This is a genomic window from Phytohalomonas tamaricis (assembly GCF_003012345.1).
Lineage (GTDB): Bacteria > Pseudomonadota > Gammaproteobacteria > Pseudomonadales > Halomonadaceae > Phytohalomonas > Phytohalomonas tamaricis.
This window is the reverse complement of sequence record NZ_PVRV01000021.1, coordinates 264,304-280,884: the sequence shown is the minus strand read 5'-3', so window position 1 is coordinate 280,884 and position 16,581 is coordinate 264,304. Positions and strand designations below refer to the sequence as shown.

The window sequence follows — 16,581 nt, the reverse complement described above, 5'->3', positions numbered from 1 at the left end:
ACTGTTCACAACGCGCAGATCTGCGCCCCTGGCTCGCCGTGATTATTTGTGCATCCCGACTATCGTGGGCAAGGTATTGCAGATCGGCTGATCGAAACGGCGGAACAAGCTGCCCGGGCGCTAGGGGAGGAAAGGCTGTATCTGATTACCGCAAACGGTCAGGCGCTGTATGAACGACACGGGTGGATGACACAGGAATAGTAGAATATCCGGATAGGCCATGTGTGCTGACGGAGAAAACATGGCAGGCATCGCCTTACTAATACGCCAAACCTATCTGGGAAGGATTGCGGAAAAAGCTGTGATGCTGTCATGTTGATCGATTGGTGCGTATTTTTGGCTGCCGTGTCCAGAGGCCTCTACTTTCTTTCAGGAACAACTGTCTGTCCGTATGCTGGGCATAAAATCAGTATTCTTGAGAATTAAAGCTAGAAGTCGACCGAGGAAGCAGTCGCCTTCCTGCAATAGCCAAGCGCCTCTTTTTAGCGGTACTTTCTAACCACTTTTAGCCTTGCGGCGTGTTATGTCATTACGAAAATCTACCCGAATCAATAAATATATCAGCGAGAGCGGCCTATGCTCGCGCCGCGAAGCGGACCGCTATGTGGAACAGGGCAACGTCTGGATTAATGGTCGTCGTGCCACCACGGGCGATCAGGTGGTTGCCGGGGATCGGGTAAAGGTTAACGGCCAAGAGATTGAGCCCCAGGAAGAGGAAGACCTGATACTGATTGCACTCAACAAGCCTGTGGGTATTGTCAGTACCACTGAGTCGAGTGAAAAAGACAATATCGTTAAGTTTGTAAAACATGGCGCGCGTATTTTCCCGATTGGTCGGCTGGATAAAGACTCTCAAGGGCTGATTCTTCTCACCAATAACGGCGACCTAGTGAACAGGATTCTGCGCGCTGACAACAATCACGAAAAAGAATATCAGGTGACGGTCAATAAACCGATTACCGATGAATTTATTGAAGGCATGCAAAAGGGCGTGCCGATTCTTGGCCAAGTGACCAGGAAGTGCAAAGTGGAGAAAGCGTCCACGTTTGTATTTACGATCACCCTGGTGCAGGGGTTAAACCGGCAAATACGTCGCATGAGTGAATATTTTGGTTATGAGGTGACGCAACTGATCCGCACCCGGATCATGAACGTCTCGCTTAAAGGCCTGGCATTGGGTGACTGGCGTGACCTAACGCCGAAAGAAATCGATACGATCCTCGCGCTGACTGAAGGCTCCGAAGCGGCGCCTAAACGCGCCAAATCGAAAGCGAAACCTCGCGCCCAGGCCGGTCAGAATGCACGCAAAGGCAAGCCGGGTACGGGCGCAAAGCCTACAGGGGCCGGTAAGGCGGCTACCGGCAAAGCGCGCTCAAAAGGTAAGGGGAAACCACTCGCGGCATCAGGTAAAACGCATCCCCAATCAAAGGCCACGGCTGGAGGTAAACCCACCCCCCAGGGCAAGCAGGGTGGCAAGCCCGCGGGCAAGGGCCGGCCCAAAGCAGGAAAGCCTGCAGTATGCGGCGCTACCCGGCCTAAAACGAAGCGGTAAACATTCTGAATGGTTGCGTGTCTTGCAGCGCTTTTGGCTATGTCAGGCTAATAAAAAAACGTATGGAGCAGGGCTTTCACCAATGAAAAAAGCGGCCCCGTCAGGGGCCGCTTCAATCGACGTTTACCTCACCAGTGGTATCGCAGCGTGGTCAGCACTGAACGATCATTGCCGTAATAGGCACTGTTGCTATAAGTATCAATATAAGAGATGTATTCGCGATCAAACAGGTTGGTCGCGTTGACGGTGAGATCAACCTTTGGCGAAAACTGGTAGCTTGCCATGGCATCAACCAGGGTATAGGAGGCCACTTTGCCGGTGTTGGCATCATCGGAATAGGTGGAACCGACAAAGCGGGTGCCTAGACCAACAGTAATGTCTCCTCGGTTGGCATCTCCCGGAATGGTATAATCAGCCCAGACGGACGCCAGGTGCTCCGGCACAACTGCCGGACGGTTGCCCTTGTTGCCGCCGATACCGTCTTCTTCTATTTCTGCATCCCAGTAAGAGTAGGCAGCCGTCAAATTAAGCCGGTTGCTGAGCGCTACCTTGCCCTCAAGCTCCAGGCCTTTGACGTTGACCTCGCCGATCTGGCGATACTGAGTTGTGGATACCTGCTGGGTCACGTTGGTTTGGGTCAGATCAAACAGCGCCACAGTGAACAGTGCATTGGTATTGGCTGGGCGATATTTCATGCCCACTTCATACTGCTCGCCTTCCTGGGGTTTCGCCCTACCGGATATCAGAGACCTGCTAGCTGGCGGCTGAAAGGACTCCGCGTAGTTGGCGTACAGCGAAAGATCGTCCTGTATCTTGTACGTCAGGCCGATTCGCTTGGTGAAGTCGTAGTCATTAACTTCATCGTCCGAGCCCGACTCGGTGTTAACGGCGTCATAACGCCCGCCCAGTGTCAGTATCCATTGATCATTAAACGTGAGCTCTTCCTGCAGATAGTAGCCCTGTGAGGTCATTTTCTGATCGAAATCGGCCAGTCTGTCGAGACTGATACAAGCGGTGCCGCAGTAGTCAGGGTTATTAATGTTCAGCCCAGGGGCGGTGCCGTAGTACTGACGCTCAAGGGTATCGGACTTGAAGTAGTCAAACCCGACCAGCGTGCGTGAGCCGGCACCCATCACGTCAGTGTCATAGTGCAATTGGTTGTCTATCGCGTACTGGTCGCTCTCACCGTACACACCGAAGGCACTTCGGCTATCGGCGGGATCGGCAGTGCCGCCATACACGGTGTTGTAGGTCATATCGATATGGGTGTAGCGCGCGTTCTGGTCAAAACCGAAGCCGTTGCCGAAGTCATGGCTGAACTGATAGCCGATATTACGCGCGATGGTATCCATGGCGTCGTAATCGGGCTCACCCAGAAAGGTTTTGGGATCGATCCCCGAACCGTAGGGAATGGACTGAGAGGCGTTGCTTTTACGGTCATTGAAATCCGCCAAAAGCGTAAGTGTCGTGGCGTCGCTGGGCTTCCAGGTCAGCGCCGGGGCGAAATAGAAGCGATCATCCCGGGTGTGTTCAGCACCGCGATCGGCATCTTGCCAATTGGTTGTGATGCGATACGTCCACTCGCCGGCCTGGTCGATGGGCCCGCCAAAGTCCGCTCCGGTTTCTGTGTGACCATCGCCCAGTGTGGTGTACACCTCGCCAAAATCGTAATCCAGTGGGCGCTTGGTGATGGCGTTGGCGATGCCGCCGGGAGCGTTCAGACCGAACAGGGTAGAGGTTGACCCCTTGAGCACATCAATACGCTGGAGTCCGTAGGGCTCAAGACGGCTACCGGTAAAATCGTCGGTTTGATAGCGCAGGCCGTCGCGATAGGTGCCCAGCGAGGTTTCTTCAAACCCTCTTATGAGCAGGAAATCATAGCGCGCATCCGAGCCGTACTGACTCACGCCGACCCCAGAGGTATAGGACAGCGCCTGCTCTAGGTCCTGGACCTTACGCTTTTCCATCTCTTCTTCGGTGACGGTTGATACCGATCTTGAAAGACTCACCAAGGACGTATTTGTCTTGCTGCCCGTTGTGGTTTGTTCTGCCACGATAGAACTGTCCGGGCCTATTGCGCTGTCTTTGAGTGCCGTTGACTCCACGGTAATGGTGTCTTGTTGTACGACCTCCTGAGCGTTAGCTGGGAGTGCCAATAAGCAAGCTGAGGTGGAGAGAAAGGAGAAAGCCAACGTCTGATCTCTCTTTCGGAATATTCTTATGGAACATTTTTTACCCGCCCCTGCTAATTCTATTGGTTTGATTGTCATTAGAGTGCCCTTGTAGAAGCTTCATGAGGAAGCCGCTTTATTGGTATGAAGACAAGGGATTCTGAAAAGTTGCCATGCAATAGTCAATAATAGTGATAGTTATTTTCATTTAGATTCTCGATTGAGAATGCCCTAGGCTTAATTACACGTCTGTTTCAATGCTAAGTTGGAATATGGTGCTCTGGTGTTGAACGGTTTTGATGAGTACGACTGTCTATAGATGGGCCGTTATGATTCCCTAATAAGCCAATGCTTCCAGTCTAGGGGTTCATTAAGTAAAATTTTATACCGTTATCTAAATGAATGTACTAAAAACAAACATCCTTCCTACTTCATAAATAAATTCACTCTCCATATACATAAAGTTTATGTAAATAATGTGCCTGCACCGCATACTTCTGCGTCCAAAGATATGTCACGCTACTATGTATGTTGGAGATCAACCCACGAATGTGAAACTAACATGAGCTATTGGCATTTATCACATCGATACGCAGCCAAAGTCTCGGATAGCTCCGATTTCGCTGACCTCCACCCTTAGTTGCTAAGTGCCGATCAGGCAGAACTTGCACAGCATATTTTGGCGAATCTGGATGCAATCTTGCATCGATGAGTGAGGGGCTTTCTCAGCGGCAAAAACGGATGTTTAGCGAGTGCACCGCCTAGCGCTTATCCGAAGGCGGTACTTTATCTAAAGGTGAATGAGTCAAAAATGCGGGTGGCATCGTAGCTACTAGCGTGGTCGAAACATCTTAAAATTTTGATTCTGGCTGATTTCGAAATAGTCCGCAGGCCCGCCGCCGCGCAGGATGGGGCGCGCTGCAGCGGTCTGGTAGATTCCATCAATGAGTAAACTCTGATCGATATGTACACCGACCACTTCTCCCAGCACCATCCAGGTGTCCAGCTTGTCACCGGCGGCGGACTGTAACTGGATCGATTGTGTCAGCTTGCATTCAAATACCACCTGAGCCTCTCTGACATGAGGCACACTCACCACCCGGGACTCAGCTGGCGTAAGCCCGGAAAGTTCGAACTCATCGATCTCTGGCGCTACCGCCGCACAGCTGGTATTCATCGGCTCCGCCAAGGCGCGGGTGGCCAGTTGCCAGCAAAATTCCCCAGTCGCTTCGATATTGCGCACGCTATCCTTGTAGCCGACGCTGGCGAAACCGATGATGGGCGGGGTGTAGTTGAATCCGTTAAAAAAACTGTAGGGTGCCAGATTCAGGTCACCGTTGCTTGCCCTGGAAGATATCCAGCCAATAGGGCGGGGACCAATGATGGCGTTGAACGGATCATGCGGTAAGCCGTGGCCTAGCTCCGGTTCGTAGAAATGTACGTTGTCTGGCATGTGTCTGCGTCCTGAGGGTTAGGGAAGTGTCGGAATGCAAAGAAGAGAAGGGTAGCCGCATGTCGCGCGCCGCTGCCAATGACATCTTCAAACATGACATTGTCCACGAGGAGCTGTTGACGTTTCACATGTGCAGCCAGAGGAATCCACACGCCATGGCCACCATACTCTCGTAATTCCGCTCCAGCTTGTCATAGCGTAACTCCACTGCGCGGTAGTGCTTTAGCCGCGCAAAGGCATTCTCGACCAGGTGCCGATAGCGATACAGCCCCTTGTCCAGGTCGGCATTGCCCTTGAGCGGGTTACGTTTTCTCGGGATCACCGGACGGGCTCCCTGGTCCTCGATCTGCGCACCGATGCGTTCACTGTCATAACCCTTGTCAGCCACAATCGCCTCGCCAGAAGGCAGTTAGGCTATCAGACCGGGGGCTTCGGTACTGTCGTTAATGTTGCCTCCCGTCAGCCTGAAAGCGACAGGTAATCCATAGGCATCAACCGCCAGATGGATCTTGCTCGTATGGCCCGCCCGGCTCTTGCCGATGGCCTCAGGCTGTCTGTTGGAAGCGCCGGCACTGTGCTGGTGCGCCTCGATATAGGTCCCATCGACGAACAAGGCTCTTCAATCAGGGCGTTGAATACCCTGAGTAGCTTGCCTGCCGCTGACCAGGCATTGAAACGCTTGTAGATCGAGTTCCAATACCCGAAGGTATACGGGGCAGGCCCCGCCATGGGCAGCCCACGCGCATCCGGTAGAGGATGCCCTCTATAGTCATTCGCAGATCAGGCTTGCGGTAGATAGCCTGTTGAACCAGAATTTTCTCCAGCTTCGACCAGAGTTAGTCACTGAGCATCAATCGGGACATGGCAGACTCGCAGAGTATTGGTGTGGGAACCTCCATTCTGCGGGTCTGCTCTTATTCAGCAATGCTCTTCTCGCGAAATTTCAACAGCCCCTAGCGCCTCCTACCAAGGTGTTCAAGTGCACCCGCATGCTCGGTGACACTATCATCCTGTTTGTCTCCGATCATGGCGACATGCTTGGGGAGCGTGGGTTGTGGTTCAAGATGAGCCCATACGAAGGCTCGTCGCGGGTACCACTGATGATCAGCGCGCCGAAAATTGAGCCGAGGCGGGTCGACGATCCGGTATCGGCGCTGGATGTCAATGCCACCCTGGCGGATCTAGTCGGTATCGATCGCAGCGCGATCGAGCCGTGGACCGACGGGGAATCGCTGCTGCCGCTCATGCACGTGGCTAGTCGTGAGACGCCGGTATACCTGGAATACGCCGCCAAGGGCAGTTATGCGCCGTTAGTGCGCCATCCGTCAGGGACGTTACAAGTTCGATCACTGCGAGCTTGATCCGCCACATCTGTTCGACTTTGAAGCAGACCCGGACGAGCTGAACAATCTGCCCGAGGAACCGGCGCATGACGAACTGCTCGGCGAATTCCAGCGTTGGTGTCGCGAGCGCTGGGACATGGAACGTTTCGATGTCGCGAGCGCTGGGACATGGAACGTTTCGATGTCGCGAGCGCTGGGACATGGAACGTTTCGATGCCGAGTGCGTGAGAGCCAGGCACGCCGACTCATCGTTTACGAAGCGCTGCGCAACGGTGCCTATTATCCGTGGGATCATCAGCCGTTAAAAGTGGCCTCGGAGCGCTACATGCGTAACCACATGGATCTCAACATACTCGAAGAGGCCCAGCCCTTCCCTCGCGGAGAGTAAGTGACGCCTTTGGGGAACCCGGCCACGGCTGGGTTCCTCAGGCTGCCAAGATGGATTTAACTGTTATTATGTTCACCAAGAGCCTTGGACATCTTCGGCTGGTACTATTTCCTGACAGTGAATACCGCCGCGGTGCTGGGTACGGTACTTGGCATCTCCGCCAGCTTGAGTAACAGCATTGTCCAGCTCAACGTCGGGTTCGATTGCATGTGCATAAATAAAGATTTTACTATGCAAAATTATAAACAACCTGCTCAAAGCTGTCGGTCGGAAATGTAAATACGAAGCGAAGCGGCACAGCACCAACATTGATAGTTTTATGCCATGCCCTTGGGGGAATGAAAACCGACTGACCAGCATACAATGGAAAAGTGACACCCTCGATTTCCATTTGCCCTTCGCCACTGAGGATATGGTATATCTCAGCAGGATCATGCTGATGCAACGGGAGTATGCCTTCAGGAGCAATGTCAGCCAGCCCCATACTCATCACGCCCGTTGAAGTCCTTTCAGCAGAAAATATAAGTTTCCAACGAACCTTTGTTTTAGCTGCAAATTCGGGATCTTCCCATGTTTCCCATGGATCTTCGCTGACATCGACGCTTTCTGGTTTCATTGCATTCTCCTCTCTAAAATCATTTACCGGAAATATAGGTTGCTTGGCAAACCGAAGAGCAAACTAAGGCCATTTAACGATTAACATTGACTACGACTCGACCACGAGTTCTGCCCTCAAGAAGGTCTTCCGCAGCACTAATAACTCCTGTCAGGCCCACCTCTTACGTCGTCTTCTCAAGCATGCTGGTATCAACTTCTTCAGCCAGCCGGTGCCAAGCTTCGTTACGCTCTGTCGACGGACGAGTAACGCTATTGATGCCCAATAATGAAACGCCTCTCAGTAGAGGTTGGAAATCTGCGGATAAGTGTCCTTTACCCAGGCAACGAAGTTATCGATGCTCTTCTGCCCACGCCCTTTCACCTTAATTGTATCGATATGAGGATGGGTCGCCATGAAGGCCGAGACGGACGTTTTTCCCATTACCCCGGGCCGAGAAGGCCGATCGTTCTGGCGTCCTTGCGGGCCAGATGGCGTGCGCCTACGCCGGGTATGGTACCGGTGCGATACGCCGACAGCAAATTGGCCGACATGTACGCCAGCGGTGCGCCGGTATCGGCATCGCTGAGGGTAAACATGAGAATGGATCGGGGGAGACCTTTCTCTCTGTTCGCAATGTTGGAGCCGTACCACTTGACGCTCGCCGTACAGAAACTGCCGCCCAGATAAGCGGGCATTGCCATCATGCGGCTGTCGGCTGTCGGCTTGGGCATGTTGGGAAAAGGGGAGTCCTCGGGAAACACGATCATGACCTGCAGTACGCTCAACACCGTTCTGGCGTCGGTACCGCGCATGTTGTGCGGGATGGCCGAGAACGGCCAGGCGTTCATGATCATGTGCAAGCAGCATCCGCGCTTCAATACCCCCTGGATCGGCATTCTTTTTCTGGCGACCATCGTGGCGATTCCCTTCCTGCTGGTCGATCCGGATCACATCATCGTCCTGCTGATCGGCGCTTCTACCAGCTGGCTACTAGCCTATATCGTCGCCCACATCAACGTCATTGTGCTGCGCATCAGGAAGCCGAACCACGCGCGGCCCTACAGGACGCCACTGTTCCGATTCCGCAGCTCGTCGGCATCGTCGGTATGGTATGTGTAGCCGCCAATGCGTCACCGTCGCCTGAGATGACAGCAATGGTGTATACGCTACTGGGTGTAGTGCTGGGCCTTGTCAGCTTGATCGCTATCTTCTGGGTCAAGTGCAAGATGAAAAAAGGGCTCTTCGAACCGGACATGACTGACTGAGTGTTGAAGAACGATTTACACCGGAAAAGCAACCGCCACCTGATGTGGCGGTTTTTTTATGCGCAAGTGACAGCGTAAGGCTGGATGACGATGAGATAGTTAGGTTGACTTGACCAGCAGGTCGGCGGCCTTCTCCGCGACAGCGATGGTCGGGGCATTGGTATTGCCGCGAGGCAGACGTGGAAAGACCGAACAGTCGATGATCTTGAGGCCGCTGATACCGTGTACGTTTAGGTCAAGGTCCACCACTGAGCAGTCGGGGTCGGGACCCATCTGGCAGGTGCCCACTGGATGATAAGTCGTCTTGCAATATTGTCGAACAAAGCTTTCCAGCGCCTCGCGATTGTCGGCCGCGCACTGGGCCATCAGTTGGCGCGCCTCTGGAGGAGAGAAGATATCGTCGACCAGCGCAGATAGCGATCGAGTATCGAGCAGAGCAAGCCCCGCTCGCAGGGCGCGTATTTGATGCTCGACATCTTCCGGTGCATCAAGAAAATTAGCATTGATCTGGACCGGCTGATCGGCGCGCGTCCCGGTCAGGCGTACATTGCCGCGCGAGACGGGTTGCAGATGGCCCACCTTGAGCGTAAGCCCATGTGTGCGACCCTTGCCGATGCCGTTCGGATCGTCCCAAGTGTCGAGCACCGGCATGAAATGAATTTGCGTATCAGGTCGCCCTTCGTCGGCGGTATCCAGAAAGGCGCCGCCTTCCAACACGTTCGAGGTCATTAGGCCATGGCGATACAGGAGCCACTCTGCACCATGGCGCAGCGCCTTGACGCCGGCATCTTCACCGTAGAGTGACGTCGGTGCCTTGAGGGTAGCATTGATGGACATGTGCAGGTGATCCTGCAGGTTGTCGCCGACCGGTAAATTCTTGAGGCACTTGATTCCCTGCTGGGACAGGTGCTCGGCGGGTCCGATGCCCGATTGCAACAGAATCTTGGGGCTGCCGATGGCGCCTGCGCTAACGATCACCTGCTGACGGGCATGGAATGTGATTGGGCCTTTTCTGGCGTGCCGGGCAACAATGCCGGTTGCCCGATCTCCGTCGATGATGACGCGCTCCACCTCGGTATCCGGAAGAATGGTAAGACGGCTATGGTCGCGTAGGCCGCTCAAATAAGCCTTGGCGGCGCTGTAACGTTCACCTTCAAAGGTGGTTGTCTGGTAGTAACCGACTCCGTGACGACCGTTATCGTTAAAGTCATTGACATAGGGCAGGCCGATCTCTTGGCCAGCGCGGACAAAGGCCTGCGTCAACGGATGGCGATAGCGGTTCTCGCTGACCTTGAGTGGTCCGTTGGTGCCATGCAGTTCGTTTGCTAGCGACTCGTTGCCTTCACTGCGAATGAAGTAGGGCAGCAGATCATCAAAGCCCCAGCCCGTACAGCCTTCTTCACGGGCCCAGCTATCATAATCTTCGCGGTGACCGCGAATGTAGATCATGCCGTTGACCGAACTGCTGCCGCCAATCAGCTTGCCCTGAGCTACGCTCATGGAGCGGTGGTGGGTCGCCGGATGCGGAGCCGTCATGTAGGGCCAGGTACGGGTCGGAATGACCTTGCCCAGCGCGGCTGGCATGCGGACAAGCAGGCTAGAATCCTGGCCGCCGGCCTCGACCAGCAAAATGGAGCCTTCGTTATGCTCAATCAGGCGATGGGCAATCACACAACCGGCCGAACCGGCACCGATGATGATGTAGTCATAATGTTCCTGCATTACTGTATTCCCAAGCCGCGATAGGGCGCTACGCGCCGACAGAGGGTGCAGGTTAAAAAACAATAGCGGCTATCAAATTGACTGGGCGTGCCAACTACTTGACTGCCTCAGCCAAGCGAAAATTGATTTTTATAATCAATGGCTTGAGAGCTTGTTCTTTAGTATGAGGCTGGGCGGCCGAAGGGAAAGTCGCGCTGCCCACGTGCTTCGTCAATCGTCTGGGTGTAGCCGCTGCACTTCGTTCAGAAGACTCATCAGAGTGCGATATTTCTCCGCGCCTAAGGCCTGCTGGATCTTCTGATACTGGCGTATCATCTCGTCCTTCATGTCATCGAAGAGGGCATTCCCCTCCGATGTCAGGGTCACGCAAAGACGACGCTGATCGTTTTCAGGTTTCCAGCGACGGACTAGACCGCTCTGTTCAAGACGCAGTAGCACACCGGTCAGACTGGGACGCAGTATGCATGCTAGCTCGGCCAGTTGATGACTCTCGAGTGTCTGATCATCAGACTGCCAAAGAATGCGGATGACCCGCCACTGCTGTTCGGTGATGTGATTGCGATTAAGATGTGGCCTGAAAAAATCCATTGCAGATTCACGTGCCTGAAGCAGTGCCAGGGTCAGAGAGGGGGTCGGGCGCGCCATGTTCTACCTTGTTAAAAAAAGCAACCAAGGGGATCGATCGTCCCCTTGATCTTAGCCAAGAGGTTAGCGAATGCCCATGCACAGGTATTTGATTTCGAGATAATCTTCGATGCCGTAGCGGGAGCCTTCTCGGCCGACGCCTGAGGCCTTGATGCCACCAAAAGGGGCGACTTCCGTAGAGATGAGACCTTCGTTGATGCCTACCATACCATATTCGAGCGCTTCCCCCACACGCCAGCAGCGGCCTACGCTTTGGGTATAAACGTATGCGGCCAGACCGAATGGCGTGTCATTCGCCATCCGGATCGCCTCCTCCTCACTGTGAAAGCGAAACAGCGGCGCCAAGGGGCCAAAGGTCTCTTCACTGGCGACATCCATAGCCGCAGTGACATCGCCGATGACGGTCGGTTCGAAGAAGTTGCCTCCCAGCGCGTGCGTTTGGCCACCGCACAGCACTTTCGCTCCTTGACTGACGGCATCGTCGATATGGGCTTTGATCTTATCGACCGCTTTTGGGTTGATCAGCGGTCCTTGCTGTGATCCTTCCTCCTCGGCCGGAGCGACCTTGAGCTGTTTCACGGCTGCCACGAGCTTCTCGCTGAAGGCGTCGTACACGGTATCCTGTACCAGAATGCGATTGGTGCATACGCAGGTTTGGCCGCTGTTACGGAATTTCGACGCCAGCGCACCTTCGACGGCCGCGTCCAGATCAGCGTCATCGAAGACGATGAAAGGTGCATTGCCGCCGAGCTCCATACTCACCTTCTTGATGGTACTTGCGCACTCTTCCATCAGTTGGCGGCCGATCTCGGTCGATCCGGTGAACGACAGCTTGCGCACGTTTTCGTTACGCGTGAGCTCACTACCGATTTCTCCGGCGCGGCCGGTGACGACATTGAACACTCCGGCCGGTATGCCTGCGCGCTCGGCTAGCTCGGCCAGGGCCAGCGCCGAGAGTGGCGTTTCCGACGCGGGCTTGAGCACCATGGTACAGCCAGCGGCCAAGGCGGGTCCCGCCTTGCGTGTGATCATCGCGACCGGGAAGTTCCACGGCGTTATAGCGGCGACGACGCCCACCGGCTGCTTGATCACTATCAATCGACGATTGGGCTTATCGTTGGGAATGACGTCACCGTAGATGCGCTTACCCTCCTCGGCGAACCATTCGATGAAGCTGGCACCGTAATCGATCTCACCTCGGCTTTCAGCCAGCGGCTTGCCTTGTTCCCAGCTCAAGATACGCGCCAGGTCCTCCTTGTTATCCTGCATCAGGGTGAACCAGCGGCGAAGAATTGTGGCGCGTTCCTTTGCAGTCTTGTCGCGCCAGGCGGGCAAGGCTGTGACTGCTGCGTCGATGGCGCGGCGGGTCTCGGCGGCGCCAACGCGCGCGACTTCGGTGATCGGCGTGGTGTCGGCTGGGTTAGTCACAGGGAAAGTCTCGCCACTGTCGGCGTTGACCCACTGGCCGTTGATGTAGACGTGCTGACGCAGCAGGCGTGAATCAGTCAGTTTCATGCGTTTTTTCCTGAAATGATAAGCTGGAATTTCAGGCCCCGGATAGGCAGCCGTGAGGGGTGTTCAATACACTGAAGGGGCGGAATTCGCCGGTGTTTCTCCCCCCTTGAAGGTGGTTGCCAGTTCTTTCAGCGCGCCCATGAGCAGGCTGGTATCGACGCCGACGGCGACGAAGGTGCAGCCCAGCTCAAGATAACGTTTGGCAAGCGTGCGATCGGCCGAGAGGATGCCGGCCGCCTTGCCAGCTTGACGAATGCGTCGGATGCCATCCTCGATGGCGTTCTGGACCTCTTTATGCCCCGGATTGCCGCGATGGCCCAGCGACGCACTCAGATCGGCGGGGCCGATGAAGACGCCATCGACGCCTTCAACGGCGGCAATCTCGTCGAGGTTCTTGAGTCCTTCCCGGGTTTCGATCTGTACCAACAGACAGATCTCTCCGTCAGCCTTGTCCAGGTAGCCGGGGATACTGTTCCAGCGCGACGCTCGCGCCAGTGCGCTGCCGACGCCGCGCACGCCCTCCGGCGGATAGCGCGTCGCACGCACTGTGGCACGCGCCTGCTCGGCGTTGTCTACCATCGGTACCAGCAAGGTCTGCACGCCGATGTCGAGGTATTGTTTGATCAGCTCTGTCTCTCCAATGGGCGGGCGTACCACGGGCTGCGCCTGATAGGGTGCGATCGCCTGTACTTGTTCGAGAATGGTGCGCAAGTCGTTGGGAGCGTGCTCGCCGTCGATCAACAGCCAGTCGAAGTCGGCATTGGCGGCCAGTTCAGCGCAGTAGCCGTTGGCGAGGCCCAGCCACAAGCCAATCTGAACCTCGTTGTTGGCGAGAGCCTGCTTGAAGGCATTGCGTGGCATGTCCATGAATGTTCTCCTGAAATATCTTTATGGTGCCTGTACGCCTGAGGCGCGGAGCGCGTTCGCCCGAGGCGGCGTTTCTCTCGGTGGCTTACAGTGGGAATACCGCATTGATCTGTCCCGTGCCGGAGCTACCGAAGGGTTCGGCCAGGATCTCGGCGGGCTTGTTGTAGCCTGTGCCCAACAGTCCCCTCAGCATGACTGTTGCCATACATACTTGACCTTGTTTGCCAGAACAATCTCACCCATTAATGTCTCCTTTATTGAAGTAGGGTTGTGGAAGGCCGGATGAGACCGAACGATAGTCGCGAGCCGACGGTGGAGTGCTGGGGCACGGTATTGTTAATATGTAAACGAGCAGCGACAGAAAAGGGTAGGCACACAGGAGACGCAGTATGGCGTTGGAGGCCATTCCCAACATTACGATCGGCCAGGAGTACGATCAGCGTTACGCTGACGCGACGGTGCACTACGACGCGCTGGGACGTATGGCTGATTTCTACGGGCGCAATATGCCGGTGCATTATCATGACCGGTTCTTTCAGGTGCACTACGTCAAGAGTGGCATGGTGCGAGTCTATTTGGATGACCGGCAGTTTCATCAACAGGGACCGATGTTTTTCCTGACCCCGCCGACCGTACCTCACTCTTTCACGACGGAGGAGGGCAGCGAGGGACACGTGCTGACCGTACGCCAGCAACTGGTGTGGTCCTTGCTTGAGGAGAGTCCCGATCTGGGCGGTATTCAGCGCATCGCGCCGGTCTGCGTGGCGACCGGTCACGTCAGTGAAGATGCGCGTACCGAGGTTGCGCGCCTCGAACGGCTGTTCGATGAGCTGAGGCTGGAGTTTGACAGCGAACGGCCAGGACGCGAGGCGGCGCTTACAACGCTGACCCGGCTGGTTTTTATCGGACTGTTTCGCCTGTCTACCAATTCGCTCAAGGCCCAGCATGTTCGTCATGAGGAGCTGACGCTGTTTCATCGTTTCAACCAGGAGATCGAAGCGCACTATCGGAGCCACTGGACGCTGGCGGAATACGCTGCAGCGCTCAACGTCACCGAGGCGCGCCTCAACAGCGTCTGCCGCCGTATTGCCGGGGTGCCCAGCAAACGAGTAGTGCATGACCGGCTGATTCAGGAAGCGCGCCGTATGCTGACCTTTACTCGCATGTCGATCAACGAGATCGGCTATCAACTCGGCTTTCAGGACCCGGGATATTTTTATCGCTTCTTTGCTCGTCATGCGAACACCACGCCATCGCGTTATCGTCATCACCAGACCGGCCAGGCATAGGCCGTTTTTGCCCAGTTCGGGTTTTGTCCGAAAAATTGGCGAACGCTGCCGGTTTCTGGACGATGCTTAATCGAATCGCAGGGTTACTTTGCCAAAGGGACCGTAGTCGGCCTCGATCTCGCTGCCGGAAGGGCATTCAATCGGGCCAATAAACGAGCCGGACAGCACTACTTGGCCGGCCTCGATCCGTTGGCCATAGGTCGCCATGCGCCGCGCTAACCACACCAGGCCTGTGACCGGATCATCGAGTACCCCAGCGCCCAGGCCGGTGGCGGTGACAACACCATTTTTCTTGACGATCGAGCCAACCCAGCGCAGATCGAACGCGTCCGGTGCGTGTTTCTCCTTCCCCAGTACGATGCCGGCATTGGCCGCATTGTCGGAAACGGTATCGACGATGATCCGCGGCTGGCCGGTACGGGCGTCCTTGCGCACAATGCGGGTGTCAAGTATCTCGAGTGCGGGCACCACGTAGTCGGTGGCGGCGAGAACGTCGTCACGCGTGACTTCTCCCCCCAGCGGCGCCTTCAAAACGAAAGCGATCTCGGCTTCAATACGCGGCTGAATGAAATGGCCCTTGGGTATGACAGCGTCGGTGTCAAATCGCATGTAGTCATAGAGCACACCGCTGTCAGGGGTGTCGATGCCGAGCGCCTCCTGCATGACCTTAGAGGTCAGACCAATCTTCCAGCCGATGATAGTATGCTGGCGCTTTTTCTTTTCGAGCTGTGCAGCCTGGATTGCATAGGCGTCATCAAGCGTCATATCCGGATGCTTGAGCGACAGCAGGCCAATCTGCTCGCGGTTTTCCTCTGCGGCGAGCAGGGCGTCCGCAGCTTCGGAGATTTGCGTGGCCGTCAGCGGCATCTCTCGTCCTCCACGCCGTTGACCAGTTTGCCGATGCCTTCGGCTTCGACTTCAATTACGTCGCCGGGCTTGAGCCAGATCGGCGGATCGAAGCGGGCGCCTGCGCCGGTCGGAGTACCGCAGACGATGATGTCACCCGGGACGAGCGTGGTGAAGGTCGAGACATAGTTCACGATGTAGCGGAAATCGAACATCATGCGCGACGTGCGGTCGTTCTGACGTACTTCGCCGTTGACGCGGGTGGTCAGCTCGATATCGTCGAGCTGGGAGGCGGTGCGAAACGGCACCAGCCAGGGGCCGATGGCGCCGGTGGCATCGAAGTTCTTGCCCTGGGTGACGTTGAACTTGGCGTGGCGGACCCAGTCGCGGATAGTGCCTTCGTTGCACAGCGTCAGCGCCGCGATGTGTTCATAGGCCTTTTCCTTGGGAATGCGACGTCCACCCTTGCCGATCACGATGGTGACTTCGCCTTCGTAGTCGAGCTGCTCGCTCTCCGGCGGACGCACTAAATTTTCCTGATGCCCCACGAAGCTGCGAGGGAAGCGAATGAACAATGACGGCTTGCTCGGTGCAGCCTGACCGTCTTTGTATTCTTCATTGCGCGACGGGAAGTTGACACCGACGCAGATCAGCTTCTCGGGATTGGCGATGGGAATCAGAAAAGTGACGTCCTCTTCGCGGTAGCTCGGGCGGCGTCCCTCAGCGGCGTGCAGCACCTCGTCGATGGCGCCAGCCTCGATCACTTCCTTGAGCCCCTTGAAGCGAGCACCGAATTCTGGCGTCAGATCGACGATGCCATCGTCGGTGACGGCACCGTAGCGGTCGGCACCGTTGGCATGAAAGGACGCCAGGCGGGCGGGAAGGGCAGTGCTCATGAATATTCTCCTGAAAGGCCCGGCTACTGCC

At 55.7% G+C, this 16,581-nt stretch carries 18 protein-coding genes and 1 pseudogene; 7 read left to right on the top strand and 12 right to left on the bottom strand.

Going from position 1 to position 16,581, the window contains the following annotated elements:
- The first annotated feature begins 48 nt into the window (after positions 1-48).
- A complete protein-coding gene (locus tag C3Z11_RS17315) occupies positions 49-201 on the top strand; it encodes a GNAT family N-acetyltransferase (protein WP_158701012.1) in 153 nt (50 codons plus the stop codon).
- A gap of 322 nt (positions 202-523) precedes the next feature.
- On the top strand, positions 524-1,552 hold the full coding sequence (gene rluF, locus C3Z11_RS11015) for a 23S rRNA pseudouridine(2604) synthase RluF (protein WP_106477994.1): 1,029 nt from the start codon (positions 524-526) through the stop codon (positions 1,550-1,552).
- 128 nt (positions 1,553-1,680) lie between these two features.
- Here rluF and C3Z11_RS11010 read toward each other — a convergent pair whose 3' ends face one another.
- From C3Z11_RS11010 to C3Z11_RS11000, 3 genes and pseudogenes are all read right to left on the bottom strand, one after another.
- Positions 1,681-3,606 carry a TonB-dependent siderophore receptor gene (locus C3Z11_RS11010; RefSeq protein WP_262927370.1) on the bottom strand — a complete coding sequence of 642 codons (1,926 nt, stop codon included), beginning with the start codon at positions 3,604-3,606 and terminating at the stop codon, positions 1,681-1,683.
- Between the two features lie 949 nt (positions 3,607-4,555).
- A complete protein-coding gene (locus C3Z11_RS11005) occupies positions 4,556-5,176 on the bottom strand; it encodes a flavin reductase family protein (protein ID WP_106477992.1) in 621 nt (206 codons plus the stop codon).
- 124 nt (positions 5,177-5,300) lie between these two features.
- A pseudogene (locus tag C3Z11_RS11000) lies at positions 5,301-6,000 on the bottom strand (IS5 family transposase).
- A gap of 165 nt (positions 6,001-6,165) precedes the next feature.
- Here C3Z11_RS11000 and C3Z11_RS17125 point away from each other — a divergent pair.
- On the top strand, positions 6,166-6,537 hold the full coding sequence (locus tag C3Z11_RS17125) for a sulfatase-like hydrolase/transferase (protein WP_262927369.1): 372 nt from the start codon (positions 6,166-6,168) through the stop codon (positions 6,535-6,537).
- A 118-nt stretch (positions 6,538-6,655) separates the two neighbouring features.
- Complete coding sequence (locus tag C3Z11_RS17120; RefSeq protein ID WP_262927368.1) at positions 6,656-6,907, top strand: hypothetical protein; 252 nt, start codon at positions 6,656-6,658, stop codon at positions 6,905-6,907.
- 229 nt (positions 6,908-7,136) lie between these two features.
- Here the strand turns inward: C3Z11_RS17120 and C3Z11_RS10990 are convergent, their stop codons facing one another.
- The 3 genes from C3Z11_RS10990 to C3Z11_RS17110 form a co-directional block, all read right to left on the bottom strand.
- On the bottom strand, positions 7,137-7,523 hold the full coding sequence (locus C3Z11_RS10990) for a cupin domain-containing protein (RefSeq protein ID WP_106477991.1): 387 nt from the start codon (positions 7,521-7,523) through the stop codon (positions 7,137-7,139).
- Positions 7,524-7,802: 279 nt separating this feature from the next.
- Entirely contained in the window at positions 7,803-7,946 is a 144-nt protein-coding gene (locus C3Z11_RS17115; RefSeq protein ID WP_262927367.1) for a hypothetical protein, read from the bottom strand.
- The gene (locus C3Z11_RS17110; protein ID WP_262927366.1) at positions 7,946-8,293 is read right to left on the bottom strand and encodes a Rossmann-fold NAD(P)-binding domain-containing protein; all 348 of its coding nucleotides are present in this window, start codon (positions 8,291-8,293) and stop codon (positions 7,946-7,948) included. Before C3Z11_RS17110 ends, C3Z11_RS17115 begins: the two co-directional genes overlap by 1 nt.
- Here C3Z11_RS17110 and C3Z11_RS16865 point away from each other — a divergent pair.
- On the top strand, positions 8,271-8,624 hold the full coding sequence (locus tag C3Z11_RS16865; RefSeq protein ID WP_262927365.1) for an APC family permease: 354 nt from the start codon (positions 8,271-8,273) through the stop codon (positions 8,622-8,624). The two genes, C3Z11_RS17110 and C3Z11_RS16865, sit on opposite strands and share 23 nt — an antisense overlap.
- Entirely contained in the window at positions 8,612-8,770 is a 159-nt protein-coding gene (locus C3Z11_RS16860) for a hypothetical protein (RefSeq protein WP_158701008.1), read from the top strand. The genes C3Z11_RS16865 and C3Z11_RS16860 overlap by 13 nt, the downstream gene beginning before the upstream one ends.
- Before the next feature lie 99 nt (positions 8,771-8,869).
- On the opposite strand, the gene C3Z11_RS10975 is transcribed toward C3Z11_RS16860, so the two are convergent.
- The 4 genes from C3Z11_RS10975 to hpaI all read right to left on the bottom strand — a co-directional run bounded on the left by C3Z11_RS10975 (position 8,870) and on the right by hpaI (position 13,519).
- Positions 8,870-10,492, bottom strand: coding sequence for a GMC family oxidoreductase (locus C3Z11_RS10975; protein WP_106477990.1), 1,623 nt, complete (start codon positions 10,490-10,492; stop codon positions 8,870-8,872).
- Between the two features lie 210 nt (positions 10,493-10,702).
- Positions 10,703-11,137 (bottom strand): homoprotocatechuate degradation operon regulator HpaR, encoded by a 435-nt coding sequence (hpaR, locus tag C3Z11_RS10970; RefSeq protein WP_106477989.1) that lies wholly within the window; start codon positions 11,135-11,137, stop codon positions 10,703-10,705.
- Between the two features lie 63 nt (positions 11,138-11,200).
- Positions 11,201-12,652: an NADP-dependent succinate-semialdehyde dehydrogenase gene (gene gabD / locus C3Z11_RS10965; protein WP_106477988.1), complete on the bottom strand. Its 1,452-nt coding sequence runs from the start codon at positions 12,650-12,652 to the stop codon at positions 11,201-11,203.
- Positions 12,653-12,715: 63 nt separating this feature from the next.
- Positions 12,716-13,519: a 4-hydroxy-2-oxoheptanedioate aldolase gene (hpaI, locus tag C3Z11_RS10960; protein WP_106477987.1), complete on the bottom strand. Its 804-nt coding sequence runs from the start codon at positions 13,517-13,519 to the stop codon at positions 12,716-12,718.
- Between the two features lie 389 nt (positions 13,520-13,908).
- On the opposite strand from hpaI, the gene hpaA reads away from it, so the two are divergent.
- The gene (hpaA, locus tag C3Z11_RS10950; protein WP_106477986.1) at positions 13,909-14,808 is read left to right on the top strand and encodes a 4-hydroxyphenylacetate catabolism regulatory protein HpaA; all 900 of its coding nucleotides are present in this window, start codon (positions 13,909-13,911) and stop codon (positions 14,806-14,808) included.
- A gap of 66 nt (positions 14,809-14,874) precedes the next feature.
- Here the strand turns inward: hpaA and C3Z11_RS10945 are convergent, their stop codons facing one another.
- Positions 14,875-15,675 (bottom strand): FAA hydrolase family protein, encoded by an 801-nt coding sequence (locus C3Z11_RS10945; RefSeq protein ID WP_106477985.1) that lies wholly within the window; start codon positions 15,673-15,675, stop codon positions 14,875-14,877.
- Complete coding sequence (locus C3Z11_RS10940) at positions 15,666-16,550, bottom strand: fumarylacetoacetate hydrolase family protein (protein ID WP_106477984.1); 885 nt, start codon at positions 16,548-16,550, stop codon at positions 15,666-15,668. Before C3Z11_RS10940 ends, C3Z11_RS10945 begins: the two co-directional genes overlap by 10 nt.
- Between the last annotated feature and the right edge of the window lie 31 nt (positions 16,551-16,581).

Bases quoted from the DNA above. Each gene is read 5' to 3' on its own strand.
- rluF (WP_106477994.1), top strand. From the start codon at position 524: ATGTCATTACGAAAATCTACCCGAATCAATAAATATATCAGCGAGAGC.
- C3Z11_RS11005 (WP_106477992.1), bottom strand. From the start codon at position 5,176: ATGCCAGACAACGTACATTTCTACGAACCGGAGCTAGGCCACGGCTTA.
- C3Z11_RS17125 (WP_262927369.1), top strand. From the start codon at position 6,166: ATGCTCGGTGACACTATCATCCTGTTTGTCTCCGATCATGGCGACATG.
- C3Z11_RS17120 (WP_262927368.1), top strand. From the start codon at position 6,656: ATGGAACGTTTCGATGTCGCGAGCGCTGGGACATGGAACGTTTCGATG.
- C3Z11_RS10990 (WP_106477991.1), bottom strand. From the start codon at position 7,523: ATGAAACCAGAAAGCGTCGATGTCAGCGAAGATCCATGGGAAACATGG.
- C3Z11_RS17115 (WP_262927367.1), bottom strand. From the start codon at position 7,946: ATGGGAAAAACGTCCGTCTCGGCCTTCATGGCGACCCATCCTCATATC.
- C3Z11_RS16865 (WP_262927365.1), top strand. From the start codon at position 8,271: ATGACCTGCAGTACGCTCAACACCGTTCTGGCGTCGGTACCGCGCATG.
- C3Z11_RS16860 (WP_158701008.1), top strand. From the start codon at position 8,612: ATGGTATGTGTAGCCGCCAATGCGTCACCGTCGCCTGAGATGACAGCA.
- C3Z11_RS10975 (WP_106477990.1), bottom strand. From the start codon at position 10,492: ATGCAGGAACATTATGACTACATCATCATCGGTGCCGGTTCGGCCGGT.
- hpaR (WP_106477989.1), bottom strand. From the start codon at position 11,137: ATGGCGCGCCCGACCCCCTCTCTGACCCTGGCACTGCTTCAGGCACGT.
- gabD (WP_106477988.1), bottom strand. From the start codon at position 12,652: ATGAAACTGACTGATTCACGCCTGCTGCGTCAGCACGTCTACATCAAC.
- hpaI (WP_106477987.1), bottom strand. From the start codon at position 13,519: ATGGACATGCCACGCAATGCCTTCAAGCAGGCTCTCGCCAACAACGAG.
- hpaA (WP_106477986.1), top strand. From the start codon at position 13,909: ATGGCGTTGGAGGCCATTCCCAACATTACGATCGGCCAGGAGTACGAT.
- C3Z11_RS10945 (WP_106477985.1), bottom strand. From the start codon at position 15,675: ATGCCGCTGACGGCCACGCAAATCTCCGAAGCTGCGGACGCCCTGCTC.
- C3Z11_RS10940 (WP_106477984.1), bottom strand. From the start codon at position 16,550: ATGAGCACTGCCCTTCCCGCCCGCCTGGCGTCCTTTCATGCCAACGGT.